Source organism: Marinomonas alcarazii, from assembly GCF_003208215.1.
GTDB lineage: Bacteria > Pseudomonadota > Gammaproteobacteria > Pseudomonadales > Marinomonadaceae > Marinomonas > Marinomonas alcarazii.
In genome coordinates this window covers 74,388-90,565 of the sequence record NZ_QKLW01000012.1, presented here as the reverse complement: position 1 = coordinate 90,565, position 16,178 = coordinate 74,388, and the positions used below count along the sequence as shown (strand labels likewise).

At 43.6% G+C, this 16,178-nt stretch carries 16 protein-coding genes; 8 read left to right on the top strand and 8 right to left on the bottom strand.

Features of this window, described 5'->3' with window-relative positions:
• Positions 1–273: 273 nt before the first annotated feature.
• From DFP75_RS17390 to ectA, 3 genes are all read right to left on the bottom strand, one after another.
• Complete coding sequence (locus DFP75_RS17390; RefSeq protein WP_067013657.1) at positions 274–663, bottom strand: ectoine synthase; 390 nt, start codon at positions 661–663, stop codon at positions 274–276.
• Between the two features lie 165 nt (positions 664–828).
• Positions 829–2,142 (bottom strand): diaminobutyrate--2-oxoglutarate transaminase, encoded by a 1,314-nt coding sequence (gene ectB / locus DFP75_RS17385; RefSeq protein ID WP_110577322.1) that lies wholly within the window; start codon positions 2,140–2,142, stop codon positions 829–831.
• Between the two features lie 88 nt (positions 2,143–2,230).
• Positions 2,231–2,728 carry a diaminobutyrate acetyltransferase gene (gene ectA / locus DFP75_RS17380; RefSeq protein WP_245927092.1) on the bottom strand — a complete coding sequence of 166 codons (498 nt, stop codon included), beginning with the start codon at positions 2,726–2,728 and terminating at the stop codon, positions 2,231–2,233.
• 425 nt (positions 2,729–3,153) lie between these two features.
• On the opposite strand from ectA, the gene DFP75_RS17375 reads away from it, so the two are divergent.
• Positions 3,154–4,512: a sodium-dependent transporter gene (locus DFP75_RS17375; RefSeq protein ID WP_110577320.1), complete on the top strand. Its 1,359-nt coding sequence runs from the start codon at positions 3,154–3,156 to the stop codon at positions 4,510–4,512.
• Between the two features lie 74 nt (positions 4,513–4,586).
• Here the strand turns inward: DFP75_RS17375 and DFP75_RS17370 are convergent, their stop codons facing one another.
• Positions 4,587–4,826 carry a DUF2061 domain-containing protein gene (locus tag DFP75_RS17370; RefSeq protein WP_110577319.1) on the bottom strand — a complete coding sequence of 80 codons (240 nt, stop codon included), beginning with the start codon at positions 4,824–4,826 and terminating at the stop codon, positions 4,587–4,589.
• Between the two features lie 94 nt (positions 4,827–4,920).
• On the bottom strand, positions 4,921–5,871 hold the full coding sequence (locus tag DFP75_RS17365) for a MerR family transcriptional regulator (RefSeq protein ID WP_245927091.1): 951 nt from the start codon (positions 5,869–5,871) through the stop codon (positions 4,921–4,923).
• A gap of 169 nt (positions 5,872–6,040) precedes the next feature.
• Here DFP75_RS17365 and DFP75_RS17360 point away from each other — a divergent pair, with 169 nt between their 5' ends.
• From DFP75_RS17360 to DFP75_RS17345, 4 genes are all read left to right on the top strand, one after another.
• Positions 6,041–7,054 carry an NAD(P)/FAD-dependent oxidoreductase gene (locus DFP75_RS17360; protein WP_110577318.1) on the top strand — a complete coding sequence of 338 codons (1,014 nt, stop codon included), beginning with the start codon at positions 6,041–6,043 and terminating at the stop codon, positions 7,052–7,054.
• 30 nt (positions 7,055–7,084) lie between these two features.
• The gene (locus DFP75_RS17355; RefSeq protein WP_110577317.1) at positions 7,085–8,065 is read left to right on the top strand and encodes a YbgA family protein; all 981 of its coding nucleotides are present in this window, start codon (positions 7,085–7,087) and stop codon (positions 8,063–8,065) included.
• A gap of 14 nt (positions 8,066–8,079) precedes the next feature.
• Positions 8,080–9,492 (top strand): deoxyribodipyrimidine photo-lyase, encoded by a 1,413-nt coding sequence (gene phrB, locus DFP75_RS17350; protein ID WP_110577316.1) that lies wholly within the window; start codon positions 8,080–8,082, stop codon positions 9,490–9,492.
• A 147-nt stretch (positions 9,493–9,639) separates the two neighbouring features.
• A complete protein-coding gene (locus DFP75_RS17345; protein WP_110577315.1) occupies positions 9,640–10,122 on the top strand; it encodes a MarR family winged helix-turn-helix transcriptional regulator in 483 nt (160 codons plus the stop codon).
• Between the two features lie 93 nt (positions 10,123–10,215).
• Here DFP75_RS17345 and dapB read toward each other — a convergent pair whose 3' ends face one another.
• The 3 genes from dapB to pomA all read right to left on the bottom strand — a co-directional run bounded on the left by dapB (position 10,216) and on the right by pomA (position 12,943).
• The gene (gene dapB, locus DFP75_RS17340; RefSeq protein WP_110577314.1) at positions 10,216–11,016 is read right to left on the bottom strand and encodes a 4-hydroxy-tetrahydrodipicolinate reductase; all 801 of its coding nucleotides are present in this window, start codon (positions 11,014–11,016) and stop codon (positions 10,216–10,218) included.
• Positions 11,017–11,167: 151 nt separating this feature from the next.
• Complete coding sequence (locus tag DFP75_RS17335; RefSeq protein ID WP_110577313.1) at positions 11,168–12,160, bottom strand: flagellar motor protein MotB; 993 nt, start codon at positions 12,158–12,160, stop codon at positions 11,168–11,170.
• A 27-nt stretch (positions 12,161–12,187) separates the two neighbouring features.
• Positions 12,188–12,943 (bottom strand): flagellar motor protein PomA, encoded by a 756-nt coding sequence (pomA, locus tag DFP75_RS17330; protein ID WP_110577312.1) that lies wholly within the window; start codon positions 12,941–12,943, stop codon positions 12,188–12,190.
• 174 nt (positions 12,944–13,117) lie between these two features.
• Between pomA and DFP75_RS17325 the strand changes: the two genes are divergently transcribed.
• The 3 genes from DFP75_RS17325 to dxs are packed head-to-tail and all read left to right on the top strand — an operon-like array spanning position 13,118 to position 16,166.
• On the top strand, positions 13,118–13,351 hold the full coding sequence (locus tag DFP75_RS17325) for an exodeoxyribonuclease VII small subunit (protein ID WP_110577311.1): 234 nt from the start codon (positions 13,118–13,120) through the stop codon (positions 13,349–13,351).
• Positions 13,352–13,356: 5 nt separating this feature from the next.
• The gene (gene ispA, locus DFP75_RS17320) at positions 13,357–14,238 is read left to right on the top strand and encodes a (2E,6E)-farnesyl diphosphate synthase (protein ID WP_110577310.1); all 882 of its coding nucleotides are present in this window, start codon (positions 13,357–13,359) and stop codon (positions 14,236–14,238) included.
• Between the two features lie 50 nt (positions 14,239–14,288).
• Entirely contained in the window at positions 14,289–16,166 is a 1,878-nt protein-coding gene (gene dxs, locus DFP75_RS17315; RefSeq protein WP_110577340.1) for a 1-deoxy-D-xylulose-5-phosphate synthase, read from the top strand.
• The last annotated feature ends 12 nt before the right edge of the window (positions 16,167–16,178 follow it).

Here is a 16,178-nt window from a genome sequence, read left to right as displayed (position 1 = left end):
GAGTCTAAAACTGCCGCTATATTGTCATAAGGTTGCGGAAATTTTAAGCATTAATCGTATTTTTAAATGCATAAAACCGCAGACAGAATATTCTTTGTTGAGGCTATATTGATTCTGTATTTAGCCCTAAGGAAAAATACATCGGAGGACAATAAGATGCGGCTGTATATAAAGAAGTTTGGGTGCCGTCTACCTCCAAGAGCAGAACAGCACCGACTCCTATAACGTAACCACTAAAATTAAGTTACGCTATATAAGAAGAAGCTCGACACATCAATCTAGAAGTTCGTAAGCACCTTCTGAGTTATGTACTTCTTTACCAGTAATGGGTGGATTAAAAACACACGCCAATTTCAATTCTTTAAAAGCACGCAAAGTATGTGCATCATGTTTATCTAGTACATAAACAACACCAGGTTTTATATGGTGTTTTTGGCCTGTTTCACGGCTCTCAACTTCACCCTCTCCAGAAATGCAGTACACAGACTCGAGGTGATTTTGATAATGCATATCAAAGTCTTTGCCTTCATAGATAGTCGTAATGTGAAAAGAAAAACCCATATTGTCTTCTTTTAATAAAAGACGAGTGCTTTCCCAGTTACCATCAGGTGACACTACTCGGCGCTCAGTTTTTTCGCATTCGGCTAAATCACGTGCAAACATTCTTTTCTCCTTATGATCTTGTTAGATCGATTAACATCTCGATAACGAATATCGAATAACGCTTGAGGTTTTGAACTTACAATTTACGTCACTCAAGCATGTAATAAGAACCACCGCAAAAATTAGGCCGCAGTTCTTTGGGTTACCTTTCTTAGCAAATGGGAACTAAACAGCAATGTCATAGTTCTCATCAAAGTAGCTTTTTGCTTCTGGCATATCGTCTTCCTTGGCACACACATCACGAATTGCACGTTCTAGAATATCGATACCTTGTTTTAGATCTTCATCACTAATAATTAGAGGACAAAGAAACTTCACTACTTGGTCATCGGCACCAGATGTTTCGATCATCAAACCATTCTGGAAACATTTCTTGGTAATCTTGCCAGCCAATTCGCCGCTAACGCAGTTGATGCCACGCATCATACCTCGGCCTTGAACAACGAAATTACCTTCGCCGAATTCATTAACAATGTCTTGTGTGCGCTGGTGAATGTATTCACCTTTTCGTTTGATTTCTTTCTCAAACGCGTCGTCTTTCCAATAGGTTTCAATCGCTACTTTAGCCGTTACGAAGGCCAAATTATTACCACGGAAAGTACCGTTGTGCTCACCTGGTTTCCATTCATCAAGTTCGGGACGCATAAGAACCACTGCGAATGGCAAACCATAGCCGCTCAAAGATTTCGACATAGTCACAATGTCTGGTTTAATTCCAGCGTCTTCAAAACTAAAGAAAGTACCAGTACGACCACACCCCGCTTGAATGTCATCGACAATTAATAAAACACCGTGCTTTTTACAAACCGCTTCAAGATTCTGTAGCCATTCAAAACCTGCCACATTAATACCACCCTCACCTTGAACCGTTTCCACGATAACTGCGGCTGGTGTGTCTACACCACTACTAGAGTCTGACAATACTTTGTCTAGGTATTCTGTTGTTTCAATACCATCCCCCAAATAGCCATCAAAAGGAACGGTAGAAACACCGCCACCCAATGTCGTTCCCGCTGCGCCACGGTGATGAGAATTACCTGTTACAGATAAGGCTCCCAAACTACAACCGTGGAAACCGTTAGTGAAACTAATAATATTTTCTCGACCTGTCACATTACGAGCCAGCTTAAGGGCTGCTTCGACCGCGTTAGTCCCTGTCGGTCCCGTAAACTGCATCATATATTCCAAGCCACGGGGCTCTAAAATATATTTTTTGAAGGTCTCTAAAAATTCACCTTTTGCTTTGGTGTGTAAATCAAGGCCATGTGTAATACCGTCTTCCATGATGTATTCAACAAGCTTTTCTTTAAAGACAGGGTTGTTATGACCATAATTCAATGTGCCGGCACCAGCCAAGAAATCTAGGTATTTATTGCCTTCTTCATCAAACAAATGAGCACCAAGTGCGCGATTAAAAACGCGAGGAAAAGAGCGAGCATAAGATTGTACTTCTGATTCGATTTCGTCAAAAATTTTCATAGTTCTATTATCCTTTTAAGTTTATTACTGTTTTTGATCAAAAAGCTGAGAGCGAAAGCTTGGCTTTCAAGCGTCACACCTTTTTAAATCACAAGACTATTGGACCAATCCGAACGAGGTGTTCGGTATCATGCAAGCCGTTAAAATGAGTCTGTTTATCAAACATGACTGACTCTTCTAATGGCGCGTTGAGCTGATCAGCAAGACGGCGAAACAGAGCCCAAGATCCGTCATTCGCTGCTGTAATACTGGTTTCGATGTAACGCACACCCGAACAACTAGACCGTTCAAGTAGTGATGAAACCATTCTTTTAGCAAGCCCTTGACCACGAGCTTTCTCACTAACTGCAACCTGCCAAACAAACAAAGTATCCGATTGGTTGGGAATGATATAACCGGAGACAAAACCAACCAGTTCGCCATCCTCCAAACTTGCAGCAACCGAGGTCTCGCTAAAGTGACTGGCTTGCAACAAATTACAATAAACGGAGTTGGTATCCAGCGGTGGGCAAGACGCCACCAGCAGATTCACAGCCATTCCATCTTTTGCCGTTGGTTTTGATAACACTATTTTTTTTGAATCCATAACTACATCCATTAGAAATCAAAGTATTAAATATCGAATACAAACGATATATAGGCGATTTGCAGATTAGTTGAGCATTTTTAGACTGCAAAAATAGTTTGATGTCTAATCATTATACCTAAAATGAAGTGCTTGGCTACATTTTATTTAGAGAACTAATCATTACATAACTAACATTTGTTACATTTATGCCGCCGACGATGGCTCAAGCAAGCCCCAGTCACTCCACGAAATTAGGTGAAAATAGAATAAAAACATCTTTTTTGTTGCATAAATGCACTGAAATTCGGAAAATCCTGCCCCTATTCGGAGTTCTGCTGATTATTCTCTTTCTATTAACTAGCGAAAGAGTGAAGCAAAGGCTTGGCAATAAAACCGACTCTGAACGCTGTTTATATACTTATATCAATAACTTAGAGATAACTATGAAAAATAAAACATCGATCCAAGGCTCGTGGGCGAGCCGATGGATTTTCATTTTAGCGGCGACAGGCTCTGCCGTTGGTTTAGGTAATATTTGGAAATTCCCTTACATCACAGGTGAAAACGGTGGCGGGGCATTTGTTCTTGTCTATTTAGCTTGCATATTGATGGTTGGTATTCCGATCATGATGGCAGAAGTATTTATTGGCCGTCGTGCTCGTAAGAACCCTATCAACGCTTTAGCGGATGTCGCAGAAGAGTCAGGAAGCACAAAGAAATGGGGCATTATCGGCCTTATGGGCATGCTATCTGGCGTACTGATTTTCTCTTTTTACTCTGTTGTGGGTGGTTGGGTCCTTCATTACATAAAAGTAATGCTTACAGGTGAAATGATCGGTGTTACTTCTGATGCAGCGGGTTCTGCATTTGGTGCACTACTTGCCGATCCTGCTACTTTACTTGGCTGGCACACTCTATTCAGCATTATGTCTATTGCTGTTGTTGCAGCAGGCATTAACAAAGGTATAGAGACAGCTACTCGCATCATGATGCCAGCGTTGTTCGTGCTACTGATCATCTTGCTTGGCTATGCCATGACAACCGGTGGTTTTGCACAAGGCTGGAACTTCATGTTCGAGTTTGATTTCAGCAAATTGACTTGGAATGCTGCGCTAGTTGCACTTGGTCATTCATTCTTTACCCTATCTTTGGGCATGGGCACCATCATGGCGTATGGTTCTTATATGACAAAGGATGCGTCAATCGGTAAAACGGTATTGGCTATCGGTGGCTTGGATACACTCGTTGCTTTGGTCGCTGGCTTAGCCATCTTCCCGATTATTTTCTCGAACGGAATGGACCCTGCTGCTGGCCCAGGTTTGATGTTTATCTCTTTGCCTGTTGCCTTTGGTCAAATGGCTTTTGGTCAATTGTTTGGTGTTTTGTTCTTTATCCTGATCGCCGTAGCTGCATGGACCTCCGCTATTTCCCTGCTGGAACCAACCGTTGCCTTCTTGATCGAGCGCCTCAAGATAAAACGTATGACAGCAGCAATTGGCTTAGGCATTACTGTTTGGGCTCTAGGCATCGCATGTTTAGGTTCATTTAGCTTTATGTCTGATGTGACTTTCTTCGGCAAGAACACGTTTGACTTCTTCGACTACATCACTGCAAACATTATGCTTCCATTGGGCGGTATCTTCATTGCATTGTTTGCTGGTTGGGTCGTAAAAGATAAGTTCGCACAAGATGAGCTGCAACTTCCAAGTGCTGTTTTCAAATTGTGGAATATCTCGATGAAATTTACAGCGCCAATCGCTGTAGCCATTGTGTTGTATTTCTTGATCAACCCAATGAAATAACCATCACAACATTCGTTGTCATAACCCCATTGGTACTCTGTGCCAATGGGGTTTCTTTTTCTATACGCCAAACATCACATTGATCTAAGCGCATAATTTTCTCCCGCCGACTGAATTGTCTGACTTAACTCAGCAGCCACGTCTGCTTGTTGAAGTTTGTTCCACACAAGTTCATGGAAATAGAATGCAACTGTATTGATCGCAGGCTCTACAATAGCGACCAAGCCACCCACTAACAAACTCCCAGTAATAAGGTAAGCAACAGAGAACGCGATAGAAAAATGCATTACTGCAAAAGTCATTGTTTTAGCCATGGTGAATCTCCTTCTTTTCGATTACAGAAAGAGTAGTGAAACCAGACTCATTATTAAAATATATTATTAATATCTATCTAATAGCTTTTTACATTTAATCATTGGGAGCAGGAATGATGATCCGCTCTATGAAGTCATTCACGCCTTCAAACGCCTCAGAATAGATCTTCACATCCTGCGAATCCTTTAAATTGCTTTCATTGGCTGCTAACCAAAAACTCGCCCCAATTACCGCAACAGGGCGCTGCCATTGCTGCATTTGATACACCAAGTCTGCTGCTTTGTTATTCAATTCACTTTCACAAAAAACCAACACTGACGCAGCCTGAACACCTTCCACTAAACTAAACCAGTCATTACTTTGCAGTACATTGGGCACTACGCAACATGACAACCCTTTATCCAATAACATGGCTGCTGCCATGTAGCACCACAAGCTACGCTGAGACGATAGCCCTGTAATCAGCACTTTATGCGCGCTCTTCTGCTGCCCCTTAAAGCTATTTAGACGAGTCATTAAGCATGACAGCACAATCGACTCACAAAACGCTAAGGCAGCCCCTTTTCCCAACTGCTCGAAGCTAGGCAACAGCCAATCTCGTACAGCAATATTGGCCGGGTACTGAGAAAATATTTGCTGATACATTTGCTCTATTTTCTCACCTTGAAAGGCTTCTGCCGCCTTCACCAGTGCCGCCTGAGACGCCAGCCATTCATTCGAAGGTGATACAGCATCAAACATAGCCCCTTGATCTAATAAGGCGCGCACTTTACTAACAGCAACCCCTTGCTGAATCCAACGCAAAATCCCTTCAACACGCTGTACGTCACCTTGGTCATACAATCGATGCCCTTTATTGGTTCGCTTTGGCTTTAGTAAACCATAACGACGCTCCCAAGCTCTCAGCGTGACAGAGTTAACACCTGTTTTTAGTGATAATTCGCGAATAGGAAAAAACGCCTCGCTGCCCAACGGCACAGCGTCATCTAAAGGCTCAGATGGTTTGAGACTTTCCACTTCCACATTTTGTTTTGACTGACTCATACATTTTTCCAATAAATCATCGTTCACCCAAGGTGATTTACTCATTGTGACCTAAACTTAATATAGCCTTAAAAAGCTATACAAATATTTTTTTGTACAATTTAATTGCTTTTATTGTACAAGATTCTATATTGTATAAGAAAACAATGCACTAACTGGAAAAAACACTATGAGCACATTAACCGCTAACCAAATACACACACCTGCCTTCGACATCGCCATCATTGGCGCAGGCTTAGCAGGCAGCCTATGTGCGCATTTGTTAGCCCAATCAGGCCATAGCGTCTGCATCATAGACAAAAGCCGTGGCAGTGGCGGTCGAGCCAGCAGTAAAAGATTGGAAGATGATACTAGCTGTGACCTAGGCACTCCTTTTATCCTAGCCCAGCATTCTGATGTTATTACTCTCTTGCAACAGCTCACTAAGGAGCAAGTTGCAGCGCCATGGAAACAATTAAATCAAGGTGACGCACAAGCCTTTGTTGGCACACCTAAAATGAGCGCTATCACTCGACACTGGATTCAACAGGCTCACTTTATCGCAAGCACTCGTATTCACCATCTTGATCAAGTAACGCAAAACGGCGATAAACAGGCAAGCTGGCTATTAAGAGACGATAAATACCAACCTGTTGTTATAGCTAGAAAGGTCATCATTGCGGCACCAGCCCCTCAAACGGCATCCATATTGGCTACCCATGAACAACTGGCGGTATTGTTACTCAGAGCAAATCAAGCGAGCGCTTCTTATCAATCTCAGTGGGCCATGTGGCTAGAAACAGAACCATGCGATCTAAATGCCTTAATTGAACCTAAAGATTCTTTAATCAAACGCATGATAAAAGACAATTACAAGCCCATGCGCCATAGTGAAAAGATAGATCGATGGGTCATTCAAACAACGGCCGAATGGAGTAAACAACACCTAGACTCAGATAAGGAATGGATCACTCAAACCTTGCTGAAAGCTTTCGCAGAAATCACGGAGCACAGAGTATTAAAGCACGGAGCACCACACCGCTGGTTCTTAAGCCGATTTAGCGAACACAAGGGCAATAAACCCTTTGCTTGGTCGCCAGAAAATAACATCGGACTTGTTGGAGACTGGTTGTGCCAAGGTGATGCTGAAGGCGCATTACTCAGTGCATTGTCTCTTATTCACCACATCACAGATGCTGAATAGACACTACGATGTCTATTGGAGGATTAACCTATGCCACACTCTCAACCATCACCAGATCAGCTAACACATAAGATTCCCGTTGGTATCAGCGCCTGCTTATTGGGAGATAATGTCCGCTACAACGGTGGGCACAGTCATTCGGACTATTGTGACAAAATCCTCAGTCATTATTTTGACTATCAAAAGTTTTGCCCTGAGGTCGCTGCTGGATTTGGCACACCACGCCCAACGCTTCGCCTAGAAGGTGATCCTGATTCACCAAGAATGGTATTTACTAAGAACTCGGAAGAAGATGTTTCTGAGGTATTTATGACCGCGTCGAATAAGTATCTGGAAAACCTGTCTCATCTAGATGGTTATATTTTGATGAAAAAATCCCCTAGTTGCGGCATGGAGCGTATTAAGGTTTATCAGGAAAATGGTCATCCTCATATGCAACGCAGTGCAGGACTTTTTACAAAAGCCCTTCAGCAACGCTATCCATTATTGCCCGTCGAAGAAGACGGTCGCTTGAATGACCCTGTTTTGCGGGAGAACTTTTTGTTGCGTGTGTTCACCCATCACGACTTCCGTCACAGCATGGGCGAACAGGCAAAAATGAAAGACCTTATCGCTTTTCATAGCCGCTATAAATACATGGTAATGGCTCATTCTCAGCCAATTTATCGTAAACTCGGCCGCATGCTTTCAGGCAATGATCCACGCCCCATTGAGCAATTAAAAACCGCTTACTTTGAAATACTCATGACAACCCTGTCAAAACCGGCGGCACGTAAAAATCATTGCAACGTATTGATGCACTTAGTTGGCTATCTAAAACATGCCGTGGATGTCTCTGTACGCAAAGACATTTTAGAAGTGGTGGAACAATATCGCCGTGGAGAAGTTAATCTAGCCACGCCTGTCACCCTACTTCATCATTACTTAAAGCATTACGGCAGTGACTATATAAACCAACAGAGTTACTTCATCCCATACCCTTCCCCTCTCGGCATCCGTAATACGGTTTAAGGTGACCTAATAGCATGAAAGTTGAACACCTAGTATGGTTGCGCAATGATTTGCGCCACTTAGACAATCCAGCACTTCACTTTGCCGCCAAGGAAGCTCGTGCACAAAATACGCAGCTTGCCGTACTCATTACACCAACACCTGCACAGTGGGCAGAGCATAATGAGTCGGATGCAAAAACAGGTTTACGCGCTGGTTTAATCAAAACTCTAGCGAAAACATTGGCACAGCTTGGCATTCCCGTGCACTTTCTTGAGGTAGATAGTTTCAATCAGCTGCCAGAGGCCATCACTCAATTTTGCCTCAGTCAGCAAATAAAACATCTTTGGTTTAATCGCGACCTGCCGGTTCACGAACAACAACGTGATCACGCTGTCTGTGAACAACTCGCTAAACATCAGATTCACGCTCATGTTCAAGCTGCTGATCTTATCGTTCCAGAGGATGTACTGAGCCAACAAGGAACACCATTTAAAGTATTCACCCCCTTTTTTAACCGTTGGGTGACCATGTTAGCTCTACAAGACACAACCCCCCTTGAGTCCCCAGAACCACAGGCCGATCCATTACCAGAACCTGATGTCGAGTTCGCTTGGGAGAAAACTTTCAGAGACGATTTATGGCCTGCAGATCAGGACACAGCTAAACAAAAGCTTTGGCAGTTTTGTCACCATAAAGAGCGCCACTACCAAGAAGCAAGAGATTATCCCATTGAACCAGCCACCAGCACCTTATCGCCCTATTTAGCGCTGGGTGCCTTGGGACCAAGACAATGCTTAGAAGCCATCTTCTATACCTGTAACCAAGAAGAAAAACGCTGGCAAGACAGCACGTGGCTAAAAGAACTCGCATGGCGAGATTTCTATCGTCAGTTAATGATGCACTTTCCATTTTTGTCTAAACACCAACCGTTCAAAGCGGAAACTAACGCCTTGATTTGGCGAAACAATGATGCAGAATTCCAAGCCTGGTGCGAAGGCAAAACAGGTTTTCCCATTGTCGATGCCGCCATGAGACAATTAAACCAAACAGGCTGGATGCACAATCGGCTAAGAATGGTAACAGCGAGTTTCTTCACCAAACTTATGTTTGCAGACTGGCGAAAAGGTGAAGCGTACTTTATGAGCAAACTGATTGATGGTGAGTTCGCCGCAAATAATGGTGGTTGGCAATGGAGCGCTTCGACAGGCTGCGATGCCGCGCCTTACTTTCGTGTTTTCAACCCCACTAGACAATCTCAAACCTATGACAAAAACGGTGACTTTATTCGCCGCTTTGTTCCAGAACTGGCAAACCTAGATGCGAAATCTATACATGACCCGAAACCGAGCCAAAGGAAGCAATGCGGTTACCCAGACCCTATCATTGATTATAAAACCGCTAGACAGAATGCAATTAACGCATTTGATGAGTTAAAAGCTGGATAAGCCTATTTAGAGGTATTTTTCGCGTTTACTATGCTTTCTCCGAAAAATACCTCTATAGTTTGAGCTGTAATATTTTTTTTGCACTTCGTCTTTACAGACTCAAACAAAGTCTTATAATTCGGGAAATTTTTTGGATCGATTACAGCTATGTCTAACTCTCCACAACACTTACATGATGTTCTAGTCCACTTGCGACGCATCATCCGCGCCACTGACCTACAATCCAAGCGTGTAGTAAAAGCCTGCGGTTTAACCATTCCTCAAATCATGGTGCTTCGTTCTATTGAAGAACTAGGCGATGTTACTGTGCGAAAAATTTCAGACAGTGTGTCATTGAGCCAGGCAACGGTCACCACTATTTTGAATCGCTTAGAAGATAGAAAATACGTTGAAAGAGTTAGAGGTCAAAAAGATAAACGTATCGTCAATGCGCGTTTAACCAGCTTAGGTATCGAAATATTGAAAACCACTCCGCCTCTTTTGCATGAAAAATTCATCGATGAATTTGATTCCCTAGAAGGCTGGGAGCAAACTCAGGTACTGGCCTCTCTACAACGCATAGCGATGATGATGGACGCTGAAACTCTAGACGCAGCACCTCTGCTTGATATCAACTCGCCAGACGCCTAACCTGCACTAACCGTTAAGCGCTAAGCTAACCAAATGCTAGACACAAAAAATGGCCGCATGTTTGCGGCCATTTTTGTGTCTAGGAATGAATAATCACTTTAGATTCAGAACATCCTGCATGTCATACATACCAGAAGACTTGCCTTCTAACCAGCTTGCTGCGCGAACAGCGCCTTTGGCAAAAGTCATACGGCTACTGGCTTTGTGAACAATCTCAATACGTTCACCTTCCGTTGCAAACCAAACACTGTGTTCACCAACCACATCGCCAGCACGAATGGTTTCAAAACCAATTTCTTTTTGGGTACGAGCGCCAATTTGGCCTTCGCGACCGTAAACAGCACACTCTTTTAAATCTCGACCTAATGCTTCAGCGACCACTTCGCCCATTCGCAAAGCCGTACCTGAAGGAGAATCTACTTTATGACGATGGTGTGCTTCCACAATTTCCACATCATAATCATCACCCAAAATTTGTGCGGCGGTTGCCAGCAACTTAAGCGTCAAATTCAAACCAACGCTCATATTTGGCGCGAACACCATAGGTGATTGTTGAGCACATTCATTTAATGCCGCTTTTTCTTCATCGTTTAAGCCCGTTGTGCCAACCACTATGGCTTTTTTATGCTTAGCGCAAAACGCCGCGTTTTCTAACGTTAAACTTGGTGTAGTGAAATCAATTAATACATCGAAATCGTTCACACAATCCGCTAATGACTCAACAGCAGCAATCCCCAACTTTCCTAGGCCAGCTATTTCGCCAGCGTCCGCACCAACTAAGCTACTGCCAGGCTTCAAAATAGCAGCGCCTAAAGTAACATCGCTGGCATCATGAATGGCTGTAATTAGATTTTTTCCCATGCGCCCTGATGCGCCAATAACTGCTACTCGCATTTCTCTGCTTCCTCAATTTTGTCTGCGTAAACCATAACAAAAAACCGTCTAAATCTCAGCATTAAAAATCAACAAGGTCTTTACAGGCCATAAAAAAAAGGAGCCAAAGCTCCTTTATAGAATCACAACCACAAACATCAAACTAAGGTGACTAGAAGATCTCGTCTGGTCTCAATTCTTCGACCATATCAAGGTCAAATTCTAGAACACCATCTGTCGGAATTTCATCTATGGTATTACGCATTTTCGGCCGTGACGTGTCATTTTGCTTAATCACAATCTCTACTCGTCGATTTGTTGCTCTATTAGCAGCCGTATCATTTGGCACTAATGGGCGAGTGTCTGCATAACCCGTTACAGCGAACCTACTTTGGTCAAGCTGCCCCGTTGAAAACAACTCTTCAGCGACTGAAATCGCTCGTGCCGAAGACAATTGCCAATTAGAACGGAAACGGCCACTGACAATAGGTACGTTATCCGTGTTCCCTTCTACAGAAATGGTCCCTTGTATACCAACAAGAACATCACGAATCACATCGATAACAGGAATAAAGTCGTAATTCAGCTCGGCAGAACCAGATTCAAAGGAGCCTTGGTCTTTAATTCGAATTGTGATGGTTTGTTCTTGGGTTTCAATTTCCACCAAACCTTTAGAGATCTCTTCACGCATGATCGAAGCGATCATTTGAGCATCACCTTCCGTTTCCTGAATTTTTTTCTCTCGATCAAAGTCCGCTTTTGATTTATCAACAAAAGTCACAGGTGAGGGTGAGCCTGAATCGCTTTGCTCTTTTAACTCTGCATCGCCCGGCTTACAAATCACCTCAAGCGTATTCTCTGGCGTCGTGTCTACCTTTTGCTTGACCTCATTAATGGGGGTTGGCTCAGGTCGACCAGGACTAAATTCTTGGGCTATTACAGACGTCCCCATAGGAATAGAGTCCGCCTCAACATCACGCTGAACACCAAATGCTAATTTTAATGAACCTGCTATTTGCTTGAACTTAATAACATCCATTTCAGAAAATGAAAGTAACAGCACAAAGAAACACATCAACAAGGACATGAGATCCGCAAAGGTCCCCATGTAAGCAGGTAAGCCCTCTACACATTCAGGGCAATCTGACTCTTCTTCATCGCTCATTCAAATATTCCATTAAAAACTGACATACTATTCACGCTCTACTCGCTTGCCTTCCGCCATGTAAGCTTTCAGCGCGCCATCCAAAATACGTGGATTCTGACCGGATTGAATGGCAAGCAAAGCGTCTAAGATTAACTTCTGACAGATTAACTCTTCATCGGCACGAACATTGAGTTTTACTTGCATAGGTAAAAACACCATATTCGCCATCATGGCACCATAAAGCGTTGTTAACAAAGCAACCGCCATAGCAGGGCCAATTGCCTTTGGATCAGACATGTTTGCCAACATCTGTACCAAGCCAACCAACGTCCCTATCATCCCCATGGCCGGACCAACATCGCCAAAGGCTTTAAATACCTTAGCGCCGGCATTATGCCGCACATAAGCCTGATTCATATCCTTGGTTAACTGACTTTTGACAACGTTACTGTCATGACCATCCACCAGCATTTGAATCCCCTTTGATAAGAAAGGATGACTCACCTCTCTTCCCTCTAAGGAAAGCAGGCCACCTTTACGTGCCTCATCAGCCAGACCGTAAATTTCGTCAATCAAAGTATCCAAGGGAACACTTTTAAACATAAAGGCTTTCGCTGCGACTTTACCAGCACTTAGAAACTGGCTTAGTGGATATTGCATTAATACAACAAATAATGAACCAATCAGCACAATCAATATTGATGGTACGTTGACGAACATCCCTGCCGACCCACCAACAAAAATAGCTGAAATAATTACTATAAAAGACCCTATGAGTCCTATTAACGTTGCGATATCCACACACGTCTCCTGACAAAAAAGCTATAATACGACTACTACGTTTCTGCAATTCTATACGAAAGTAAGACTAAGAATGACATCTTCTTACATGATTTTTGTAATTTTCATTAACACTCCCTCGAACAGTAAGTCATTTTCTGTTACAAAACGTGGGTTAAAATAAGAGTAGTCATCATGTCTCGAAAAACAACTGTACGTCATTTTGAAGAAAACCTCAGCGAATTAGATACGCTTGTCACTCAACTTGAGTCTAATCAACTTTCTCTAGAGGAAGCATTAAAGGCTTTCGAGAAAGGCGTTAAACTTAGCCAAGATTGCCAATCTGTTCTTACCCAAGCGGAACAAAAAGTTCAAATCCTGCTTGAAAAACAAGATGGCGAACATCTAGAAACTTTTGACCCGGAATAAAACTCGTGACCTTAGAAGATTTTTCTGACTATGCTCGCCGTCGAGTTGATGATTATTTAACGCAAAATCTGAACCAATACGCGCCCGCAGCACATCTGCAAGATGCCATGATGTACAGCTTATTCAATGGTGGAAAGCGAGTTCGACCAATGCTGACCTACGCGGCAGCCTCTTTGTTTGGAACCGCTGGAGAGTTGACGGATGCAAGTGCCGCTGCGCTAGAATCTATCCATGCTTACTCATTGATTCATGACGATCTACCCGCAATGGACGATGATGACCTGCGTCGCGGCAAACCCACTTGCCATATTCAATACGATGAAGCCACCGCCATTCTAGCTGGCGATGCCTTACAGACCTTTGCCTTTGAACTATTAAGTAATAAAAAACACCAAAATAATGGTATACAGCTACAATTGATTCAAGAGCTTGTTTACGCGTCTGGGCGTCACGGCATGGTGACAGGTCAAATGATCGACTTAGCCAATGTCGGAAAAACCATTGACGTTAAAGCGCTAGAACAAATGCACCAACACAAAACAGGTGCATTAATTCGAGCCAGCGTGCGCATGGGGGCGATTAGTACTGGAGGTCATAGCGAGCAAGACTTAGCCGCACTTGATGCTTACTCGGCCGCTATTGGTTTAGCTTTTCAGGTTCAAGACGATATTATTGATATCACCAGTGATACTGCAACGCTTGGAAAAACACAGTTTTCAGATGAAGATGCGAACAAACCAACGTACCCAAAGCTACTAGGATTAGAGGGTGCCCAAACACTTGCTCAAAACCTACATAAGCAGGCAATTGTCGCGATTTCTCCATTTGGAGAGAAAGCCAAACCGTTAGTTGAGCTCGCGAACTATATTATTGACCGCAACCACTGATATACTTACCCGCTTTTTTAGATTAATTAAATGTGACCAAACCTGTGCCGATGTTCGAAGAGATACCTACTGCGCGACCTGACACGCCGCTACTTGATCAAGTCAACTCACCTGCTGACTTGCGTGCCTTTAAAAAAGAGCAATTGCCTTCTCTTGTCCGCGAATTACGAGAGTTCATGCTGTACAGTGTCGGACAAACCGGCGGTCACTTTGGCGCAGGACTTGGCGTCGTAGAGCTTACCGTTGCCCTTCACTATCTATACAACACACCAGAAGATCGAATTGTTTGGGATGTAGGCCATCAAGCCTACCCACACAAAATTCTAACGGGGCGTCGCGACGCTTTGCTTAATATTCGCCAAGAAAACGGTATATCCGGTTTTCCAAAACGCGATGAAAGTGAATTCGACACTTTTGGTGTTGGTCACTCAAGTACTTCTATTGGCGCTGCATTAGGTATGTCTCTTGCTGCGCGTCAATTAAAAACAGGCCGCAAAGCGGTTGCCATCATTGGTGATGGTGCTATGTCTGCAGGTATGGCGTTTGAAGCACTTAATCATGCCGGTGATGTCAAAGCCGATATGCTGGTTATTCTAAACGACAACGAAATGTCCATTTCTAAGCCTGTCGGCGCACTGTCTAGCTATTTTGCTCGCATTTGGGCCAGTAAAACGTACGACCATATTCGCGAAGGCGGCAGAAAAGTCTTTTCTGGTTTACCTTCCGCATTAGAGCTGGCTCGTAAAGCCGAAGAACATATGAAAGGCATGGTATCGCCAGGCATGATGTTTGAAGAGCTTGGTTTTAACTATATCGGACCGATTGATGGCCACGATATGGATCATTTACTGACAACGATAGCCAACCTAAAAGACCGAAAAGGCCCTCAGTTCCTGCATGTCATAACAAAGAAAGGCAAAGGGTTTGAACCCGCTGAAGGCGATCCTATCGGCTACCACGCTATCAACAAGATAGAACCAGACCCGAAACCTAACGCAGAGAAAAGCAAATTACCAAAATACTGTAATGTATTTGGGAAATGGGTATGCGATGCTGCCGAACAAGACGAAAAGCTTGTAGCCATTACTCCGGCAATGAAAGAAGGCTCCGATCTCATTGAATTTGCCGATCGCTTTCCAGAAAGATACTTTGATGTTGCCATTGCAGAGCAACACGCAGTGACATTAGCAGCGGGGATGGCCTGTGACGGCATAAAACCTGTTGTCGCGATATACTCGACATTCCTACAACGAGCTTATGACCAGCTAATCCACGATGTCGCTTTGCAAAACCTTGATGTGCTGTTTGCTATTGATCGTGCTGGATTAGTTGGTGAAGACGGTCCAACTCATGCTGGTGTTTACGATTTAAGTTATCTTCGTTGCATTCCAAACATGGTTGTTATGGCGCCTTCTGATGAAGACGAATGCCGTAAGATGCTACAAACTGGTTACGAATACAAAGGCCCAGCCGCTGTGCGTTATCCGCGTGGAACTGGTCAAGGTGTTGATATTGAAGGAACATTGAAAACCCTTGAAATTGGTAAGTCTCGTACATTGAGAACAGGCCAATCAGGTATTATTATTTGCGGTTTCGGTCGTCCTACTTACGATGCCCTACAAGCCGCGGATGAGTTAGACGCCACCTTGCTCGATATGCGCTTTGTTAAACCGATCGATGAGGAAGCACTCCTTGCCAATCGCGAGGCAAAACTTATCGTCACCGTTGAAGAGAATGCCATCATGGGCGGAGCGGGATCGGCAGTAAGTGAGTTCCTACTTGCTAACAACATCAATATTCCAATGCTTCATCTTGGCCTGCCAGACCAATATGAAGAACATGCTAGCCATGCTTCTATGCTAAAACGCGTAGGACTGGATGCTGAAGGAATTAAAAAAGCCATTGAAAGGAAGCTGAACTCGCTATAAAAGCTTCCAAGG

What these genes read in the sequence shown, in the direction of transcription:
- DFP75_RS17390 (WP_067013657.1), bottom strand. Translation starts at nt 663, where the DNA reads ATGTTTGCACGTGATTTAGCCGAATGCGAAAAAACTGAGCGCCGAGTA.
- ectB (WP_110577322.1), bottom strand. Translation starts at nt 2,142, where the DNA reads ATGAAAATTTTTGACGAAATCGAATCAGAAGTACAATCTTATGCTCGC.
- ectA (WP_245927092.1), bottom strand. Translation starts at nt 2,728, where the DNA reads ATGGATTCAAAAAAAATAGTGTTATCAAAACCAACGGCAAAAGATGGA.
- DFP75_RS17375 (WP_110577320.1), top strand. Translation starts at nt 3,154, where the DNA reads ATGAAAAATAAAACATCGATCCAAGGCTCGTGGGCGAGCCGATGGATT.
- DFP75_RS17370 (WP_110577319.1), bottom strand. Translation starts at nt 4,826, where the DNA reads ATGGCTAAAACAATGACTTTTGCAGTAATGCATTTTTCTATCGCGTTC.
- DFP75_RS17365 (WP_245927091.1), bottom strand. Translation starts at nt 5,871, where the DNA reads ATGAGTCAGTCAAAACAAAATGTGGAAGTGGAAAGTCTCAAACCATCT.
- DFP75_RS17360 (WP_110577318.1), top strand. Translation starts at nt 6,041, where the DNA reads ATGAGCACATTAACCGCTAACCAAATACACACACCTGCCTTCGACATC.
- DFP75_RS17355 (WP_110577317.1), top strand. Translation starts at nt 7,085, where the DNA reads ATGCCACACTCTCAACCATCACCAGATCAGCTAACACATAAGATTCCC.
- phrB (WP_110577316.1), top strand. Translation starts at nt 8,080, where the DNA reads ATGAAAGTTGAACACCTAGTATGGTTGCGCAATGATTTGCGCCACTTA.
- DFP75_RS17345 (WP_110577315.1), top strand. Translation starts at nt 9,640, where the DNA reads ATGTCTAACTCTCCACAACACTTACATGATGTTCTAGTCCACTTGCGA.
- dapB (WP_110577314.1), bottom strand. Translation starts at nt 11,016, where the DNA reads ATGCGAGTAGCAGTTATTGGCGCATCAGGGCGCATGGGAAAAAATCTA.
- DFP75_RS17335 (WP_110577313.1), bottom strand. Translation starts at nt 12,160, where the DNA reads ATGAGCGATGAAGAAGAGTCAGATTGCCCTGAATGTGTAGAGGGCTTA.
- DFP75_RS17325 (WP_110577311.1), top strand. Translation starts at nt 13,118, where the DNA reads ATGTCTCGAAAAACAACTGTACGTCATTTTGAAGAAAACCTCAGCGAA.
- dxs (WP_110577340.1), top strand. Translation starts at nt 14,289, where the DNA reads ATGTTCGAAGAGATACCTACTGCGCGACCTGACACGCCGCTACTTGAT.